This is a genomic window from Paraburkholderia sp. GAS38, from assembly GCF_050434965.1.
Lineage (GTDB): Bacteria > Pseudomonadota > Gammaproteobacteria > Burkholderiales > Burkholderiaceae > Paraburkholderia > Paraburkholderia phenazinium_A.
Map to the genome: position 1 here is coordinate 911292 of NZ_JBNDJO010000001.1, position 17978 is coordinate 929269.

General features: G+C 64.4%; 13 protein-coding genes and 1 pseudogene. 4 read left to right on the plus strand and 10 right to left on the minus strand.

From position 1 onward, the window contains the following. Position 1 precedes the first annotated feature (1 nt). Together P3T42_RS03915 and P3T42_RS03920 are read left to right on the plus strand one after the other, a co-directional pair. Positions 2-1225 carry an EmrA/EmrK family multidrug efflux transporter periplasmic adaptor subunit gene (locus P3T42_RS03915; RefSeq protein WP_074298160.1) on the plus strand — a complete coding sequence of 408 codons (1224 nt, stop codon included), beginning with the start codon at positions 2-4 and terminating at the stop codon, positions 1223-1225. 33 nt (positions 1226-1258) lie between these two features. Then, positions 1259-2821, plus strand: a complete 1563-nt coding sequence (locus tag P3T42_RS03920; protein WP_074298158.1) for a DHA2 family efflux MFS transporter permease subunit — start codon at positions 1259-1261, stop codon at positions 2819-2821. Between the two features lie 147 nt (positions 2822-2968). Here P3T42_RS03920 and truB read toward each other — a convergent pair whose 3' ends face one another. From truB to P3T42_RS03965, 9 genes are all read right to left on the minus strand, one after another. Further along, a complete protein-coding gene (gene truB, locus P3T42_RS03925; protein WP_429305220.1) occupies positions 2969-3913 on the minus strand; it encodes a tRNA pseudouridine(55) synthase TruB in 945 nt (314 codons plus the stop codon). A 61-nt stretch (positions 3914-3974) separates the two neighbouring features. Further along, complete coding sequence (gene rbfA, locus P3T42_RS03930; RefSeq protein ID WP_074298154.1) at positions 3975-4340, minus strand: 30S ribosome-binding factor RbfA; 366 nt, start codon at positions 4338-4340, stop codon at positions 3975-3977. A 183-nt stretch (positions 4341-4523) separates the two neighbouring features. Continuing rightward, the gene (infB, locus tag P3T42_RS03935) at positions 4524-7472 is read right to left on the minus strand and encodes a translation initiation factor IF-2 (RefSeq protein ID WP_429305221.1); all 2949 of its coding nucleotides are present in this window, start codon (positions 7470-7472) and stop codon (positions 4524-4526) included. Between the two features lie 93 nt (positions 7473-7565). Further along, positions 7566-9041: a transcription termination factor NusA gene (gene nusA / locus P3T42_RS03940; RefSeq protein ID WP_074298150.1), complete on the minus strand. Its 1476-nt coding sequence runs from the start codon at positions 9039-9041 to the stop codon at positions 7566-7568. Next, positions 9038-9496, minus strand: a complete 459-nt coding sequence (rimP, locus tag P3T42_RS03945) for a ribosome maturation factor RimP (RefSeq protein ID WP_074298148.1) — start codon at positions 9494-9496, stop codon at positions 9038-9040. The genes nusA and rimP overlap by 4 nt, the downstream gene beginning before the upstream one ends. A gap of 482 nt (positions 9497-9978) precedes the next feature. Further along, positions 9979-11832 carry a 23S rRNA pseudouridine(2605) synthase RluB gene (rluB, locus tag P3T42_RS03950; protein ID WP_429305222.1) on the minus strand — a complete coding sequence of 618 codons (1854 nt, stop codon included), beginning with the start codon at positions 11830-11832 and terminating at the stop codon, positions 9979-9981. 60 nt (positions 11833-11892) lie between these two features. Continuing rightward, positions 11893-13074, minus strand: a complete 1182-nt coding sequence (scpB, locus tag P3T42_RS03955; RefSeq protein ID WP_429305223.1) for an SMC-Scp complex subunit ScpB — start codon at positions 13072-13074, stop codon at positions 11893-11895. Positions 13075-13424: 350 nt separating this feature from the next. After that, positions 13425-14627, minus strand: a complete 1203-nt coding sequence (locus P3T42_RS03960; RefSeq protein ID WP_429305224.1) for a pyridoxal phosphate-dependent aminotransferase — start codon at positions 14625-14627, stop codon at positions 13425-13427. A 190-nt stretch (positions 14628-14817) separates the two neighbouring features. Continuing rightward, positions 14818-15720 (minus strand): LysR family transcriptional regulator, encoded by a 903-nt coding sequence (locus P3T42_RS03965; RefSeq protein WP_074298140.1) that lies wholly within the window; start codon positions 15718-15720, stop codon positions 14818-14820. Positions 15721-16129: 409 nt separating this feature from the next. Here P3T42_RS03965 and P3T42_RS03970 point away from each other — a divergent pair. Both P3T42_RS03970 and P3T42_RS03975 read left to right on the plus strand, forming a co-directional pair. Continuing rightward, a pseudogene (locus tag P3T42_RS03970) lies at positions 16130-16525 on the plus strand (transposase); the annotation flags it as partial. A 282-nt stretch (positions 16526-16807) separates the two neighbouring features. Then, entirely contained in the window at positions 16808-17059 is a 252-nt protein-coding gene (locus P3T42_RS03975) for a hypothetical protein (RefSeq protein ID WP_429305225.1), read from the plus strand. A gap of 364 nt (positions 17060-17423) precedes the next feature. On the opposite strand, the gene P3T42_RS03980 is transcribed toward P3T42_RS03975, so the two are convergent. Then, positions 17424-17738 (minus strand): hypothetical protein, encoded by a 315-nt coding sequence (locus P3T42_RS03980; protein ID WP_074298136.1) that lies wholly within the window; start codon positions 17736-17738, stop codon positions 17424-17426. Positions 17739-17978: the final 240 nt, after the last annotated feature.

Genomic DNA, 17978 nt, shown 5'->3' on the forward strand with positions numbered 1-17978 from the left:
AATGAGCACCCCCCAGCAACCCGCTGCCAGCGCACAACCGGCGAACAACGGCAAACGCAAGCGCATGATGACGCTCCTCGTCATCGTGATCCTGATTGCCGCGATCGCCTACGGGCTGTACTACTTCCTCGTTGCGCGCTTCCACGAGTCGACTGACGACGCGTATGTGAACGGCAACGTGGTGCAGATCACGCCGCAAGTCACCGGCACGGTCATCGCGGTCAATGCCGACGACACCCAGACCGTCAAGGCGGGCGATCCGGTCGTCGTGCTGGATCCGGCCGATGCGCGCGTCGCGCTGCAACAGTCGGAAGCCAATCTCGGCCAGGTCGTGCGTCAGGTGCGCGGCCTGTTCGCCGACGACAACCAGTACCAGGCGCAGGTTGAAGTGCGCGAGGCGGATCTGTCACGCGCCCAGGACGACCTGCGCCGCCGTATGACGGTGGCCCAGACCGGCGCCGTGTCGCAGGAAGAAATCTCCCACGCCCGCGACGCCGTGAAGAGCGCCCAGGCCGCGCTCGACGCCGCCAAACAGCAGCTCGCTTCGAACCGCGCGCTGACCGCCAACACGACGATCGCCGATCACCCGAACGTCGAAGCGGCTGCCGCCAAGGTGCGCGACGCGTACCTCGCGAATGCCCGCAACACGCTGCCGGCGCCGGTCACCGGCTACGTCGCGAAACGCTCGGTGCAGGTGGGTCAGCGCGTCTCGCCGGGCAACCCGCTGATGGCGGTCGTGCCGCTGAACGGCGTGTGGGTCGACGCCAACTTCAAGGAAGTGCAACTGAAACACATGCGCATCGGCCAGCCGGTCGAACTGACCGCCGACGTGTACGGTTCGTCGGTGGTGTTCCACGGCAAGGTGGTCGGCTTCTCGGCCGGCACCGGCTCGGCGTTCTCGCTGCTGCCGGCGCAGAACGCGACGGGCAACTGGATCAAGGTCGTGCAGCGCCTGCCGGTGCGGGTCCAGCTTGATCCGCAAGAGCTCGAAAAGCATCCGCTGCGCATCGGCCTGTCGATGAATGTCGACGTCAGCATCAAGGACGAAAGCGGCGGCCAGTTGGGCGACGCACAGAACACGGTGTATCAGACCAACGTGTTCGACAAGTACGGCGACGAGGCCGACGCCGAGATCGCCCGCGTGATTGCTGAAAACGCCGGCCCGAACGGTGGTGCCCAGAAATCGGCCGACCACGACACGAAGGCGCCTGCCAAGGCGATGTAAAGCTGCGCCACGTTTAAACAAGGTTTCTCATACATGGCTCAGGCTCAAGCGCAAATCCCTCATCCGCCGTTAGAGGGTGCGCAACTGGTGATCGGCACTATCGCGGTGTCGCTCGCCGTTTTCATGAACGTGCTCGACACCTCGATTGCGAACGTGTCGATTCCGTCCATCTCCGGGGACCTCGGCGTCTCGTCCGATCAGGGCACATGGGTGATCACCTCGTTCGCGGTGGCGAATGCGATCTCCGTGCCACTGACCGGCTGGCTCACCGAGCGCATCGGCCAGGTGCGCCTGTTCATGGCGTCGATCGTCCTGTTCGTGATCTCGTCGTGGATGTGCGGCCTCGCGCCCACGCTGCCCTTCCTGCTCGCCTCGCGCGTGCTGCAAGGCGCCGTGGCCGGCCCGATGATTCCGCTGTCGCAAACCCTGCTGCTCGCCAGTTACCCACGCGCGAAGGCGCCCATGGCGCTCTCGATGTGGGCCATGACCACGCTGATTGCGCCGGTGGCGGGCCCGATTCTGGGCGGCTGGATCTCGGACAATATCTCGTGGCCGTGGATTTTCTACGTCAACATCCCCGTCGGCGCGGTCGCCGCGATCGCCACGTGGGCGATCTTCCGCAAGCGCGATTCGGTGATCCGCAAGGCGCCGATCGACGGCGTGGGACTCGCCCTGCTGATCATCTGGGTGGGCTCGCTGCAGGTGATGCTCGACAAGGGTAAGGACCTCGACTGGTTCGCCTCGACCACGGTCGTGATACTGGCGCTGACGGCGGTGATTGCGCTCGCGTTCTTCATTGTCTGGGAACTGACCGCGGAGCATCCGGTGGTCGACCTGTCGCTCTTCAGCAGGCGCAATTTCACCGGCGGCACGGTGGCGCTCTCGATCGGTTACGGGCTCTACTTCGGCAATCTGGTGTTGTTGCCGCTGTGGCTGCAAACCGATCTGGGCTACACCGCCACCAACGCCGGTCTCGTGATGGCGCCAGTGGGCTTTTTCGCGGTGCTGCTCTCGCCGATCACCGGCAAGATCCTGCCGCGTACCGATCCACGCTACATCGCCACGGCCTCGTTCCTGGTGTTCGCGCTGTGCTTCTGGATGCGCTCGCGCTATACGACCGGTGTCGACACCTATTCGCTGCTGCTGCCCACCTTGATCCAGGGTATCGGCATGGCCGGGTTCTTCATTCCGCTGGTGTCGATCACGCTGTCGGGCCTGCCGGGCAACCGGATTCCGGCGGCGTCGGGGCTGTCGAACTTCGTGCGGATCATGTGCGGCGGCATCGGCACGTCGATTTTCCAGACCGCCTGGGATCACCGCACCATCATGCATCACGCGCAGTTGACCGCTCAGGCCAATGCGTACAACCCGGTATTCGATCAGTCGATTCGTCAGATGGGTGCGGCCGGCTTGAGTCAGCCGCAAGCGTACGGCCTCTTCAACAACATGGTGACGCAACAGGCGGCGCAGTTGGGGGTGAACGATCTGTTCTTCATCTCGGCGGGGATCTTCGTCGCGCTGATTGCGCTGATCTGGATCACGCGGCCCGAGCGTGCGGGTGGCGACGCAGGCGCGGCAGCGGCGGCGGCGCACTGAGTTGAGGGAAGCAGTCACGAAGTGACGGTGCGTGAGTCAGTGTTTGGCGCACCGTCTTCGAAGCAGGCAGGCTCGCAGCAAAGAAAAAGGCGGTACCGCATCACTGCGGTACCGCCTTTTTTGTCTCTGCGCGTGGAACGACGCTATTCAGGTCCCCGCGGTCTCTGCGGTCACCACCAACCGCTCCGGCGCCAACACGCCCTCGCCCAGTTTCGCGACGCCCAGCAATCGGCCGTCTGCCGCATAGACTCGCACGCGTTCGGCATTCGCCGCCTCGGCGCTCAGAATCAGATCGGCAAGACGCAGCCGCTGGCCATGCAGAAACCGGCGTGTCGCCTCGGCATCGAGCGCCACCGGCGGGAACGTCGACAGCAACGCGTCGACCGGCTGCAGCCATCGATCGCGCTCGCCTTCCGCAGCGTCGGACAGCGCATCGAGCGTCACCGCATTCTCCAGCGTCAGCGCACCGACGCCGGTGCGCCGCAACGCCACCAGATGCGCGCCGCAACCAAGCGCTTCGCCGATATCCTCAGCCAGCGTGCGGACATACGTCCCCTTGCTGCAGGTCACGCGAAACGTGACGTCCGGCAAGGCGCAGGCCAGCATCTCGAGCACATGAATCGTCACCGGGCGCCCCGCCCGCTCCACCACCTGCCCAGCGCGTGCGTATTCGTACAAGGGCTTGCCGTCGCGCTTGAGCGCCGAATACATCGGCGGCACCTGCACGATATCGCCGCGAAAGCGCGCCATTGCCGCTACGACCGCGGGCTCGTCGCACGTGACCTCGCGCGTCTCGATCGCTTCGCCTTCGGCGTCGCCGGTGGCCGTGCGGATGCCGAGGCGCATCGTCGCCTCATAGGTCTTATCGGCTTCGAGCAGATCCTGCGAGAACTTGGTCGCCTCGCCGAAACACAGCGGCAGCAAACCGGAAGCGAGCGGGTCGAGCGTGCCGGTATGGCCGGCCTTCTTCGCCAGATAGAGACGCTTGGCCCGAATCAGCGCGTCGTTACTCGACAGGCCGATGGGCTTGTCGAGCAGCAACACGCCGTCGAGCACGCGACGCGGCACACGGGGCCGTTGAGGTGCGGTCATGTCAGAAAATTGAGGACGAACGGAGAGTCGGCAACGCAGCTATAGATTCGCGCGAAAGCGATCAATCTTCTTTCGCGCGGCTCGCGTTCGCTTCGTCGATCAGGCGCGACATCTCCACGGCCTGTTCGATGGTCTTGTCGTAATGGAAATGCAGCGTGGGCACCGTGTGGATATGCAGGCGCTTGAAGAGCTGATTGTGCAGATGACCGGCCGCGTGCGTCAGTGCTTCCAGCGTCTGCTGCGGGTCGCCCGTCAGCGTGGTGAAGAAGACCTTGGCATGTGCGTAGTCCGGCGTCAGCTCGACGCTCTGGATCGTGACGATACCGATGCGCGGGTCCTTGACCTCGCGCAGCAGATCGGACAGGTCGCGCTGGATCTGATCGGCGATCTGCACGTTGCGATTGGGGGAAGAACGTTTCTTAGGCATGGTGAATCCGTAATCCGCTCTGGCGGATAGCAATGAGGTTCGCGTCTGCTTCAGCGGGAAATCACGAACAAACGCGAGCAAACACAGGCACAAGCACGAGCGCACACAAACGGCGCAGGCAAAAAACAAGGGGCGGCGCAAGGCGCCAAGCGCCCGCCCCGCCCCTTTAGCGTTGCGCCTGAATTACAGCGAACGCGCGACTTCGGTGACTTCGAAGACTTCGAACTGGTCGCCTTCGACGATGTCGTTGAAGTTCTTGATCGACATACCGCACTCGAAGCCTTGACGCACTTCCTTGACGTCGTCCTTGAAGCGCTTGAGCGAATCGAGCTCGCCCGTGTGAATCACGACGTTGTTGCGCAGCACGCGCACCGACGACGAGCGCTTGACGAAGCCGTCCGTGACCATACAGCCGGCCACTGCACCGATCTTCGGTACCTTGAAGACCTGACGCACTTCGACCATACCGGTCACGACTTCGCGCTTCTCCGGCGCCAGCATGCCCGACATCGCGGCCTTCACTTCATCCACAGCGTCATAGATGATGTTGTAGTAGCGAATGTCGATACCGTTGGACTCCGCCAGCTTGCGCGCCTGAGCATCCGCCCGGGTGTTGAAGCCGATGATGACCGCCTTCGAGGCCGTTGCCAGGTTGACGTCGTTTTCGCTGATGCCGCCCACTGCGCCGTGCACGATCTGCACGCGCACTTCGTCGGTAGACAGCTTTTGCAGCGATTGCACCAGCGCTTCCTGCGAACCTTGCACGTCGGCCTTGACGATAAGCGGCAGGTACTGCACTTCGCCTTCGCCCATCTGTTCCAGCATGTTCTCGAGCTTGGCGGCCTGTTGCTTGGCCAGCTTGACGTCGCGGAACTTGCCTTGACGGAACAGTGCGACTTCACGCGCCTTGCGGTCGTCCGGCATGACGATGACTTCTTCGCCAGCCTGCGGCACTTCCGACAGACCTTGAATCTCAACCGGGATCGACGGGCCGGCCGACTTGGTCGGCTTGCCGGTTTCGTCGAGCATGGCGCGCACGCGGCCATACGCGCTACCTGCGAGCACCACGTCGCCGCGGTTCAGCGTACCGGACTGGACCAGGATCGTTGCCACCGGACCCTTACCCTTATCCAGCTTCGCTTCGATAACCAGACCCTTGGCCGGTGCGTCGACCGGTGCCTTCAGTTCCAGCACTTCGGCTTGCAGCAGCACGTTTTCGAGCAGGTCGTCGATACCCGCGCCGGTCTTGGCCGACACCGACACGAACGGCGAATCGCCACCGTACTCTTCCGGCACGACACCTTCCGCGACCAGTTCCTGCTTGACGCGTTCCAGATTCGCATCCGGCTTGTCGATCTTGTTGATCGCGACGACGAGCGGCACGCCGCCGGCCTTCGCGTGGGCGATCGCTTCCTTCGTCTGCGGCATCACGCCGTCGTCGGCTGCCACCACCAGAATCACGATGTCGGTAGCCTTGGCGCCGCGCGCACGCATGGCCGTGAAGGCCTCGTGACCCGGCGTGTCGAGGAACGTGATCACGCCGCGCGGCGTTTCCACGTGGTAGGCGCCGATGTGCTGCGTAATCCCGCCCGCTTCACCCGCAGCCACCTTGGCGCGGCGAATGTAGTCGAGCAGCGAGGTCTTGCCGTGGTCGACGTGACCCATCACGGTCACCACCGGCGGACGCGGCAGCAGTTCGGCGTCGGTGGTTTCGCCACCTTCGACCAGCATCGCTTCCGGATCGTCCAGCTTGGCTGCAACCGCGTGGTGGCCCAGTTCCTCGACGATGATCATCGCCGTTTCCTGGTCCAGCATCTGGTTGATGGTGACCATCTGGCCGAGCTTCATCATCGACTTGATGACTTCCGACGCCTTCACGGCCATCTTGTGAGCCAGATCGGCAACCGTAATCGTTTCCGGCACATGCACTTCACGCACGATCGGTTCGGTCGGCGCCTGGAACGTGGTGTTCTGATCCTGATGCTTGCCGCGACCCTTCGGGCCGCCGCGCCAGCCGCGATCGACACCGCCGCTCGTATCGCCACGCGTCTTGATGCCGCGGCGCTTCGCTGCGTCGTCCTGCCAGCCGCCCTTGCCTGCGCCCGGCTTCTTCTTGTCGCCAGCCGACGGCGCCGTCGTAGCAGCCGGTGCTGCCGCTGCCGGCTTCTTCGCGGCCGGACGTGCCGGCGCTGAGCCTTCCGGACGGGCCGGCTTGTGCAGCGTACCCTTGGCTTCCACCGCCTTGGGCGCTTCAACCGGCTTGGCCGCCGGCGCCGGTTCCGGCGCCTTGACCTGGGCCTTGCGCGGCGTGTTCATCATTTCGCGAATCGCACGTGCTTCGGCTTCTGCCTTGGCGCGGCGCTTGCTGACTTCTTCCTGCTCGGCGCGCGTCTTTTCCGCGGCCTGACGCGCTGCGTCTTCCGCCTTCTTCGCGGCTTCGCGTTGCGCGGCACGTTCTGCCGCGGCGCGTTCATCGTCCTGCTCGCTGGCGGCAGCCGGTGCAGCGGCGGCGGGCTGGGCAACCTGCACAGCCTCTTCGACCTTCTCGGCCTTCTTCTGCGCGGCAGCTTCCGCTGCAGCGGCGGCACGCTTCTTCGCCGCTTCCTCTTCCGCACGACGACGCTCGGCTTCGGCCGCCTGCTCGCGCGCCTGGCGCTCTGCCTCTTCGCGCTCGAGCTGTTCCTGACGGGCCTTCAGCTCCTGAGCCTGCTTTTCGAGCAGCTCGGCTTCGTGACGCGCTTCTTCCTCGCGACGTTGAAGTTCGAGCTCGTCCGTATCGGTGTCGGCCTCGGCCACATGATTCGATGCATCGCCGCCTTCGCCACCCGCTTCATCGCGGCGGACGAACGTGCGCTTCTTGCGCACCTCGACCTGAATGGTACGAGCCTTACCCGTCGCGTCGGATTGCTTGATCTCCGACGTATGCCGTTTCGTCAGCGTGATCTTGCGCTTGTCCGCATCAGTCGAGCCGTGAGACTTGCGCAAGTGGTCGAGCAGACGCGCCTTGTCCGTCTCGGACAGGGTGTCGTCTTCGCTCGCTTTTGTGACGCCTGCTGCCTGAAGCTGCTCAAGGAGCACGCCTGCAGGCATTTTCAGTTCCGCGGCAAATTGGGCTACGTTGTTACTCGCCATTCATTCCTCTTAATGCAAGGACCGATTCCTTGCGGTTAGCATCTTGTCATGCGGCCTGACGGCCGCTTCAATTTAGTGCGCCATGGTCATTTCTCACTGGAACCAATGTTCACGTGCTTTCATGATCAACGCCTTAGCGGCATCCTCTTCCATTCCGGTCAACTCGACCAATTCATCTACAGCCAGCTCGGCCAGATCGTCACGCGTGTGAATCTGGTGTTCCGCCAGCTTCGCGAGCAGGTCGGCGTCGATGCCGTCCAGGCTCTTCAGGTCGAGCGCTACGTTTTCGACCTTTTCTTCATTTGCGATGGCCATCGTCAACAACGCATCGCGTGAGCGATTGCGCAGTTCGTGCACGGTGTCTTCGTCGAACGCTTCGATCTCGAGCATCTCGTTGAGCGGCACATAAGCGATCTCTTCGAGGCTCGTAAAGCCTTCGTCGATCAGGATGTCAGCCACTTCTTCGTCGACATCGAGACGCGCCATGAACAGGTCACGCAGAACACCGCGTTCCTGATTCTGCTTTTGCGCAGATTCGTCCGGCGTCATGATGTTGATCTGCCAGCCGGTGAGTTCGCTGGCAAGACGCACGTTCTGGCCGCTGCGGCCGATTGCGACCGCCAGTTCGTTTTCGTCGACGACGACGTCCATCGAATGCTTTTCTTCATCGACGACGATCGACTGCACGGCTGCCGGCGCGAGCGCGCCGATCACAAACTGGGCGGGATCTTCCGACCATAGCACGATGTCGACGTTTTCGCCACCGAGCTCATTACGGACGGCCTGCACGCGCGAACCGCGGATACCGACGCAGGTGCCGATCGGATCGATGCGTTTGTCATAAGCGACCACGCCGATCTTGGCGCGCACGCCAGGGTCACGCGCGGCGGCCTTGATTTCGAGCAGGCCTTGCTCGATTTCCGGCACTTCCATCTCGAACAGCTTCATCAGGAACTCGGGCGCCGTACGCGAGAGTTCGATCTGCGGACCGCGAGCGGTGCGATCGACCTTGGCGATATAGGCGCGCACGCGGTCGCCCACGCGCAGGTTTTCCTTCGGAATCAGCTGGTCGCGGCGCAGCAGCGCTTCGACACGGCCCGACTCGACGATGAAGTTACCCTTGTCGAGGCGCTTGACCGTGCCGGTCATGATGTTCTCGCCGCGCTCCAGGAAGTCGTTCAGGATCTGCTCGCGCTCGGCGTCGCGCACCTTCTGCAGGATCACCTGCTTGGCGGCCTGCGCGCCGATCCGGCCGAATTCGATCGACGGCACCGGTTCTTCGATGAACTCGTCGAGCTGCGCATCGGGCTTCTGCTCACGCGCTTCGAACAGCAGGATTTCCTGATCCGGCTCTTGCAGACCGGCTTCGTCCGGCACCACGCGCCAGCGGCGGAACGTTTCGTGCTCGCCGCTTTCACGGTCGATATGGACGCGGATGTCCGCATCTTCTTCGAAGAGTTTCTTGGAGGCCGAAGCGAGAGCCGCTTCAAGCGCGGCAAATACCACGTCTTTATCGACGTTCTTCTCGCGTGCCAGCGCATCCACCAGCATCAACACTTCGCGACTCATTGTTTGCGGCTCCTAAAGTCAACTTTCGGAACGAGGCGTGCTTTATCGATGTCCGCGAGCGTGAAATCGAGCATCGCGGCGCCTTCCTTCCCTTCAAATTCCAGACCGATCGTTTCGCCTTCGGGCGCATGCAGGATGCCCCGGTACGATTTCCGTCCGTCCAATGGCTTTTTCAGTGTAATTGCCACTTCGCTGCCTGCGAAGCGTTCGAAATCCGCCAGTTTCTTCAGCGGGCGGTCGAGACCGGGCGACGACACTTCAAGCCGCTCGTAATCGATATTTTCGACCGTCAGAACGTGCTGGAGCTGACGCGTGACCTTTTCGCAATCTTCAATTGCGATGCCGGCCGGCTGGTCGATGTAGATACACAGCATGCCGCGCCCGGTGCGCTCCAGATCGACGAGCTCGTAGCCGAGACCCACGACCGTGGTTTCAATCAGTTCCGTCAGTTGCACAGTGCCCTCTAAGATGTTCGCGCGGCAAGCCTGCCGGTTTTACCTGCAAACAACCTGCGGGCCGCGCGCCAAGCCGGCGCACGTTCCTGCTACCCGAGATGCCGAACCACAAACTGAAGCGGCAAAAAAAAATGGGCGAAACGCCCATCATCTTATTGCCGGTGGTCGCATCTGAGCCGCACATGAAAAGCCGCACGCCCAGCGACTCTGCGATTGTAGCCATTTTTCGGGACAAACGCAAACCGGCGGCACGCGCAAACTACGCATTTCCGCTTGATTTCACTGCAATCTTTGATGCGGATGGCGGTGTGAAGCGCCTCCTGCAAGCTGTCCGGCGAGACTCAAGGGGTTCGATCGCGAGAGGATCGTGCCCCTATCCAGCATAGCGTGTTCGCGTGCACGACACGCGTTGCCGCCATGCTGGGTGAATCTGCCGCTGGCAGCGCGACGCGCGCGCCGGCCAGTCACCAGCCCATCACCGTCTAGCGGCCGCGCGAACGGCCGCGCGGAGCGCCGCCGCCGCGATTGGCGCCGGCGTTCGGATTGCCGCCGCCCGAACGGTTCGGGCCGCCGCCACGGTTGCTGCCCGGACCGCGCCCACCACCGCCGCCGGGGTTGCCGCCCGGCGCGCCGGCGCGCTTGCCGGCACCGCCACCTGCGGCACGATTGCCATTGCCCGAAGGTGCGCGATTGCCGTCGACATCACGGCCGCCACCGCCGCGCGGCGTGTTCGCGCCGCTGCCGCTGCTCATCGGGCCGGTAAAACCGGTGCTCGCGCCGCGACCGGCGCCACGGCCGTAGCCCGCACCCGCGCCGCCGCCGAACCCGCCGCCCGTCGCACCGCGCCGCGGACCGCCGCCACGCGGCGGTTGCTGGTCGAAGCGACCATGCGACATCAGCACCGGCTCACGATTGATGAAGCCCATCGAGGTCTGCATCGGATCGGGCTGCTTGCGCTCGGGGGCCGCGCTGCGACCACCCTTCTCTTCGCTGGTGGCCTTCAGGCCGACCGACGCCATCAGGCTGCGCACCTGATTGTCTTCAAGCTCTTCCCAGCGACCGCGCTTCAAGCCCTTGGGCAGCGAGATCGGACCGTGACGGGTACGGATCAGGCGGCTCACCATCAGGCCGGCTGCTTCGAACATGCGGCGCACCTCGCGGTTGCGGCCTTCGGCCAGCGCGACGTGATACCAGTGATTCGTGCCCTCGCCGCCGCCATCGCGGATGCGCAGGAAATTCGCCGGACCGTCTTCGAGTTCGACGCCGTGCAGCAGCTTCTGGCGCATCCCTTCGGCCAGCTCGCCGACCACCCGCACCGCATACTCGCGCTCGACGCTGTAACGCGGGTGCATGAAGCGGTTTGCGAGGTCGCCCGAGGTGGTCAGCATCAGCAGACCTTCGGTGTTGAAGTCGAGACGGCCGACCGCGAGCCACTTGGCGGTTTTCATCGGCGGCAGCTTGTCGAAGACCGACGGACGGCCTTCCGGATCCGCGTGGCTGACGATTTCGCCCGTCGGCTTGTGATACAGCAGCACGCGCGGCGGCTTGTTCTGCAGCTTGCGCTTGACCGGCTTGCCGTTGATGCGGACCTGGTCGGTCGGCATGATGCGCTGGCCGATATGAGCCGGCTCGCCGTTGACCGAGACGCGGCCCGCGATGATCAGCTCTTCCATATCGCGGCGCGAGCCCATGCCCGCTTCGGCGAGCACCTTGTGCAGCTTGGGGGCGTCGTCGTCCGGCGACAGCACGCGCTTGGGCGCAGCCGGCTTGCCACGGCGCAGCATCGGGGCGCGTACGCCGCCGGTGGCGCTGTTGTCCGCGTCGAACGCGGGTGAGGTCACATACGAAAACAGATCGTCCTGGCTGGCGTCCGCGGCCGGTGCAGCCGCAGCGGCCGGCGCATCGCCGCGCCGGTTCTGACGCGGCCGGCCACCTTCACGCGGCTGGCCGCCTTCGCGGGGGCCACCCTCGCGGTTCGCCGCGCCTTCGCGCCTGGCGCCGGCGTTGCGGCGCGGGCCCTGGCCCTTCGAGCCCGGTTCCTTGCGCGGCATGCGCACCTGCGCGACCACTTCGCCGTCCGGCGGCGCTTCCGTCACGACCGGTTCGGACGAACCTTCCGCGCCCTTGTTCTTGGCTCCCGCGCGACGACGTGCGATCAGGCTGCGCGGCCCGCGGCGCAGTCCGCGGCGCGGACGTTCTTCGCCCTCTGCGCCTTCTGCGTGCGCCGGGCGATCGGAGTCGCCCGCCGGTGCTTGCGAAGTACGCGTTTCGCCGGCGCGCGCGGATTGCACGGCGTGCTCGGATTCGGACGAATCGGTATCGTGGGTATCAGTCAAAACAACCTCAAAATGTCAGGTCGCGCGCGCCCGTTGCGGGCGCGGCAAAAGTTCGTTACGTCAGGCGCTGCGCGACTCGTTTTCGTCGTCGGTCAGTACGCCCGCGTCCTGTGCAGCATCGCGGCGATCTTCTGGATCGCTGTGCGCCACACGTGTCGGGTTCGACTCGACGACGTGCTCCGTACTGCGGAACTCGCCCGAATCGTGCGCGGGTATTGCGGGACCGGCCTGGGAGACCGGATCCTGATCTTGTGCAGCGTGAGCGTCGCTTGCTGTGCTTGCTGTGCTTGCGGCGCTTGCAGCGGCGTCAGCTTGCGGTTCTGCGCGTGCTTCGCTGGGCGTGCCGGCGGCCATGTCGTCGACCGTTTCCGGCTCGCCAGCTGCCGACTCGCCCGCCATCTCCGTTCCTGCCGGGGTCTGCCCTTCAGCGTGACCAGCAGAGGCATCAGCGGGCTCGACAAACGTTGGCTCGACGGTGTCGTGGGCACTGTTCAAAGCCGCTGCTACGGGCGGCTCCACAGCTGCCGGCGTCTCTTCTGCGTCAAGGCTGGCTGCGACGCCGAGGTCGGCAGCGATTGCCTCGTCTTCCCCCGCTTCTTCAGCCACCCCGATGTCTATATCGTTCGCGGCTGCGTCAATCGCGGCGACGGCCTCCTCGCCATCGCCCTGCGCGACCGCGTCAGGAAACTCGATTGCATGCTGGCCGAGCAGGTCGGCGTTCAGCTGCGCCGACGGATCGTCCAGCGGCGGCAATTCGTCGAGCGCCTTCAGACCGAGGTCGTCGAGAAACTGCCGGGTGGTCGCATACAGTGCGGGACGGCCCGGCACGTCGCGATGGCCGATCACTTCGATCCAGCCCCTATCCTCGAGTTGCTTCACGACCTGCGTGTTCACGGTCACACCGCGAATCTCTTCGATATCGCCGCGCGTGACGGGCTGCCGATACGCAATAATCGCCAGCGTCTCGAGAACGGCGCGCGAATATTTCGGCGGCTTCTCGGGATGCAGACGATCCAGATACGAACGCATCGCAGGCTTACTTTGAAAACGCCAGCCCGACGCCAGCCCGACCAGCTCCACACCCCGTCCAGACCAATCCCGCTTCAGGTCTTCGAGCAACGTGCGAACCGTATCTGCCGACACGCCGTCGGCAAAGAGCTTGCGCAGATCACCGAGCTTTAAAGGCTCCTGCGCGCAGATCAAGGCAGTCTCGAGGACGATCTTCGCCTCTTGGGTATTCATGCAGCTAGGTCAGACCCTGTGGTCAAAGAACCGGATCAAACAGACGATGTGGAACTGAAGACGCGCTCGCCCGATTCTGATCGGTCATATTGATGGGAGCACGCACCGGGGGGAGGCGAAACAGGCAATCGAGCCATACCCAGCCGGACGGAGCAGCGATATTCCTGAAGGGAATCGCGTGACTGAACGCCATATTACGCAAAAACATTCAGTGCGTAAAGACGAAATCCCGACGACTCCCCGCTTTTCATGCCTTTTCACTGTTTAAAGGCTGACAGGTCCAAAACGGGTGAAAAAACAACGCCTGACAATCCGGATAGCCGGGCCACCAGACGGCGCGGCGGATGAATTCAGCCGGCAACGTGCCGGGCAAGGAAAGTCTGAAGCCGCGCGACGCCCGCGTCGAGTCGGGCCGTGTCGCAGGCGTAGCACCAGCGCACGAAGCCCTCGCCTTCCGGCCCGAAGGCGCTGCCCGGCGCGACGCCGAGCCCGACCTCGCGCACCAGCGCCTTGCACAAGGCGAGGCTCTGCTGCGCGCCTGGCAGCGAAAAGAACAGGTACATCGAACCGGGCGGCGCCTTTACGTCGACTCCCGGCAGCGCGGACAACGCCCGCACCAGGTGATCGCGCGAGGTCTTCAGGTCGGCCACCAGTTGCCGGGTGAAGGATTCGCCCTGCTGGACGGCGGCGATGCCCGCCTGCTGCACGAACGCCGGCGCGCACGACGTGTTGTATTCGACCAGCTTGCCCAGATCGTCCATCAGACTGGCCGGCGCGACGATCCAGCCGAGCCGCCAGCCGGTCATCAGCCACGCCTTCGAGAACGAATTGACGCAGATGACCCGCTCGTCGCGCCCGGCCAGATCGAGAAAGGACGGTGCGGTTCGAGCCTTGTCGTCTGCGTAGTACAGGCGCTCGTAGACCTCGTCGGCGACGATCCAGATACCGAGGCGGCGGCAGTGCTCCAGCACGGCGCGCTGCTGCTCGGCGCTCATCACCCAGCCCGTCGGATTGTTCGGCGAGTTGAGCATCAATAGCTTCGTGTCCGGCGTGAGCGCGTTCAACAGGCGTTCGAGGTCGAGGGTCCAGCCTTGTGCACCGTAGCCGAGCGCGACGGTTTCGACATGCGCACCGAGAATCTTCGGGATCTCGACCAGGTTCGGCCAGAGCGGCGTGACCGCGACCACCCGGTCGCCGGCGCCGACGACCAGTTGCGCGGCCAGCATCAACGCGTTGACCCCGGCGCTCGTGACGGCGATGTGGTCGACCGGGGTCACGCCGTGCAGGTTCGTCACGTAGCCGGCGAGCGCCTCGCGGAGCGGCGCAATCCCGAGGTTGTGCGTGTAGAAGGTAGCGCCCTGCGCCAGCGCCTCGCTCGCTGCGGTGCGGATGAATTCCGGGGTCACGCGATCGGACTCGCCGAACCAGAACGGCAGCACGTTCTCGACACCGAAACCGGCGTTCGCCACTTCGCGAATCTGGGAGGGTCGCAGCGCGCGGACGGCGTCGCGCGCGTTCGGCAAGCGGGGCGTCGGCAGATCGGATTCGCTCATCAAGGCATCCAGGGCAGGTTGGTTCGGGTCGTCAGGACCTTAGGGGCTTAAGGACGGGGTGTCAGGCAGAACGACAGTTTAGCGTGCCGGGCGATTTCGGGACGCGTGGCCGGCACCTTGCCTCCACACTCCTTGCCCTTGCCCTTGCCCTTGCCCTTGCCCCTCGCTTCCCCGCTCCCTGCCTCGCCCCCTACCGCAAATCCTCCGCCCGCCCCGGCAGTTGCCGGATCAATCCCCACACCGCCTCCGCCGCCGGCGACAGCGACCGGTCACGCCGCCGCACCAGTTCGACCGTGCGCTCGGCGCGCGGCACCAACGGCCGCGCCACCAGCGAGGTATCCGCCGGCAGCGGCAAGGCGAGCCAAGGCAGCACGCTCACGCCCACGCCCGCCTCCACCAGCCCGAACACCGTGGCCGAATGCCCCAGCTCCTGCACCACGCTGACGCTCACGCCGTGCTCGCTCATGACTGCGTCGATGATCGGCCGGCTGCCCGACGCGTAATCGAGCATCACCAGCCGCTGCCCCTCGAGATCCTTCCACGCCACCCGCGACCTGGCCGCCAGCGGATGATCGCCGCGCGTCACCACGCAGAACGAGTCCGTCATCAGCGGCTCGCTCAGCAGATCGTCGGCCGAAAACGGGCCGATGACGACGCCGAAATCGACCTCGCCCGATTTGACCTTGCGAACCACATCGCTCTGCACATCGTCGCGCAGTCCCATGGTGATGAACGGAAACTGCTGCCCGCACGCCGCGACCACCTTGGGCATCAGCCGGCAGGCCACAGTGGGACTCGCCGCCACCACCACCCGCCCGCGCCGCTGCTCGCCGATCTCGCGAATCTCGCGCAAGGCGTCGTCGAGGTCGCTCAGCAGGCGCGACACGCTCGACACCAGATTGCCGCCCACATCGGTCAGCTGCACCTCGCGGGTGGTCCGGTCGATCAGCTTCAGGCCGATTTCCGTCTCCAGTTCCCGCACGCACCGGCTCACCGCCGACTGCGTCAGCCCAATCTCGTCGCCTGCGCGGCTAAAGCTCTGCAAGCGCGCGACCTCAATGAAAACCCTTAGCTGGCGCAGCGTGACATTCATCCCAGTCTCTCATTAATGGTGGCGTTTGATGAGCATTGTATTGTTTCTTTAGGCGCGACACACGTCCAGGATCGTTTCGCTGCAATGCGGCAATAAGGCGCAAACGCACGTTGCGCGGGCCTGATTGCACAAGATTGGTGATTGTCCCGATTTGCGAGAAGGGTTTTTTGGATTCTTATACGCCCCTGACTAACGCCCGCGCTGGCCCGATGTTACGGGGCTTCGAGGAAGTTTTTAAAGAGGTGGCACGCTTCGTGCATTTGGATGCGCACTGGGTCGGCGCCATGGACCTGACTGCACAACCAGAACCGTGGCAAGCCCGACCCCGCCTGGCACTCGCGATTGAGTGCATGGAGAGTGCGCGGCGCGGGGCAGCGCACCGGAGTTAGCTTCGCTGAGGTGAGACATGATGCTGTTCGACGATTTGAGAGACAACGAGTGGGCGCTGGTCGAGGCGTTGTTCTGTGCGGAGCCAGCACGGAGCGAACGACGCGGTCGGCCACGCGTGGAAGCACGCGCGGTTGTCAATGCGGTTCTGTGGGTACTGTCGACGGGAGAAGGCTGGTCCAAGCTTCCCGGCCGTTACCCCTCGCCGCCGACCTGCCGCCGCCGTTTCGACGAGTGGCAAGCGGATGGTACGCTCGCCGAAATAGTCAAGCGACTCGGCACGAGCGGCCGGGAAATCTCGCTGCGCGGCCGCATCGGCGCAACGGCTGCCAAGCCGCCTGCACCGCCGAGCCGCGACCGTCTGCGCGGTGCATTCTGGACCAATCCGGAATCGTGGCGCGCGCCGGTCAAGATGGCCTGACACTGCTGTTCTGCCGCCGGGCGCCTTTGGGCGCCCGGCGCGTATCCGGCGGAAGGAATCCGGCATCGGGCGTGCGCTATCGAAGGCGCGTCTGCTGGCCAGGGCCTTCCCACGTGCGCGGTACGCTGCCCGCCAGCGCCGCGTCGGCATGCCGACCGCCGGGTCGCCGACATCAAGTGAAACATCCATTTACGATTACTTACAGCGCGCTTTCGCTCCTGGGCATACCGTACGAGTATGCACACAGACCTGATCCATCGGGTTTGAACGGAGCCCAGCATGAAACCAATGTCCCTGCTTCTGTGCGGCATTGTTGTTTCATTGATCGCCGCACCGACTTTCGCGCAGCAAAGGCCCGCAGGCTGGAACTGGCGGCCTGACCGTCCCGCCACGCTCGAAACATGGCAGCAGGGCGAGCGCCCGCGCGAGTTCACGCCGCCCACGCCGCGGGGCGATCTGCGCGGCGACATCGCCAGCAACGTACGCGAGCGGCCGGAGCAGGTGCGTGAAGATGCACAGCGTCGCCGCTAGTGTCGCCAGTCGTCGCTAAAGACCACTGAAGGTCGCTGAAGGTCTTCAAGGACCGTCCTCACACCGGCCCACTAGCGGCAAAACCGCAAGCTCGAAGGCGTGGGAAACCGCGCCATGCCGACGCGTTGAATAGCGATGCGAAGCTTGCGGGAAGTCGCGGGAACCACCGGGGATCGAACCAGTCTCATCAATGCCATCAGCACAGCGTGGCAGTAGTAATTCCGGTACGCCCGTATCCTCGCGATACGGGCTTTTTTTTGGGGAGGGGGCGGCGTGCAGCCTTCGACGATGATCGCGGCGACGCCAAACCCCGGGCACGGCCAGACGGCCTGCCTACACCTCGACCTTCAGCTGGACAGGTCCGTTACGGACGGATTTCCAGATCGGCCGTGCGGTGTTCCGCTGCGACGTAATCGTTCATCTTGCGCGCGGTCCAGTTCAGCGAACGCTCGTCGCGTTCGAGGCGGGCGAACTCGGCCCGGCCCCGATCGGTCAGCACGGCGATGTCGACCGGTGCATGAAAACCCGGAGCGGGCGCGACGGTGCGTTGCCGAACCGTCTCCATCAAGCCGAGCGCGCGCAGATATTCGAATACTCCCGGACGCCGGGCCCAGGGCACCTGGCGATATTGCGCCCGCCGCAGCGCCTCAAGAACTGCTTCGTTGGAATACGTGGTCATCTCACTTCTTTCTTAAAGTGCAGCCATGACACATCTTTGCGCAGCACGTCACCGCGCCACCAGTGACGCGCGTAGCACCCACCCATGGCGGACAGACTCATCGCAAGGGCGATGCCACCGTCATCCGCCAGGCGCCACCTGTTATTGCCTGCTTCTGGAGTCCCCGTTCGAACCGCGTGTTAGCGTTCTCTCCACGTGCCTGTGATGCAACCGAGGCGGCGCGATAGCGGCAGCGTGAAT

What these genes read in the sequence shown, in the direction of transcription:
- P3T42_RS03915 (WP_074298160.1), top strand. Translation starts at nt 2, where the DNA reads ATGAGCACCCCCCAGCAACCCGCTGCCAGCGCACAACCGGCGAACAAC.
- P3T42_RS03920 (WP_074298158.1), top strand. Translation starts at nt 1,259, where the DNA reads ATGGCTCAGGCTCAAGCGCAAATCCCTCATCCGCCGTTAGAGGGTGCG.
- truB (WP_429305220.1), bottom strand. Translation starts at nt 3,913, where the DNA reads ATGACCGCACCTCAACGGCCCCGTGTGCCGCGTCGCGTGCTCGACGGC.
- rbfA (WP_074298154.1), bottom strand. Translation starts at nt 4,340, where the DNA reads ATGCCTAAGAAACGTTCTTCCCCCAATCGCAACGTGCAGATCGCCGAT.
- infB (WP_429305221.1), bottom strand. Translation starts at nt 7,472, where the DNA reads ATGGCGAGTAACAACGTAGCCCAATTTGCCGCGGAACTGAAAATGCCT.
- nusA (WP_074298150.1), bottom strand. Translation starts at nt 9,041, where the DNA reads ATGAGTCGCGAAGTGTTGATGCTGGTGGATGCGCTGGCACGCGAGAAG.
- scpB (WP_429305223.1), bottom strand. Translation starts at nt 13,074, where the DNA reads ATGAATACCCAAGAGGCGAAGATCGTCCTCGAGACTGCCTTGATCTGC.
- P3T42_RS03960 (WP_429305224.1), bottom strand. Translation starts at nt 14,627, where the DNA reads ATGAGCGAATCCGATCTGCCGACGCCCCGCTTGCCGAACGCGCGCGAC.
- P3T42_RS03965 (WP_074298140.1), bottom strand. Translation starts at nt 15,720, where the DNA reads ATGAATGTCACGCTGCGCCAGCTAAGGGTTTTCATTGAGGTCGCGCGC.
- P3T42_RS03975 (WP_429305225.1), top strand. Translation starts at nt 16,808, where the DNA reads ATGAAACCAATGTCCCTGCTTCTGTGCGGCATTGTTGTTTCATTGATC.
- P3T42_RS03980 (WP_074298136.1), bottom strand. Translation starts at nt 17,738, where the DNA reads ATGACCACGTATTCCAACGAAGCAGTTCTTGAGGCGCTGCGGCGGGCG.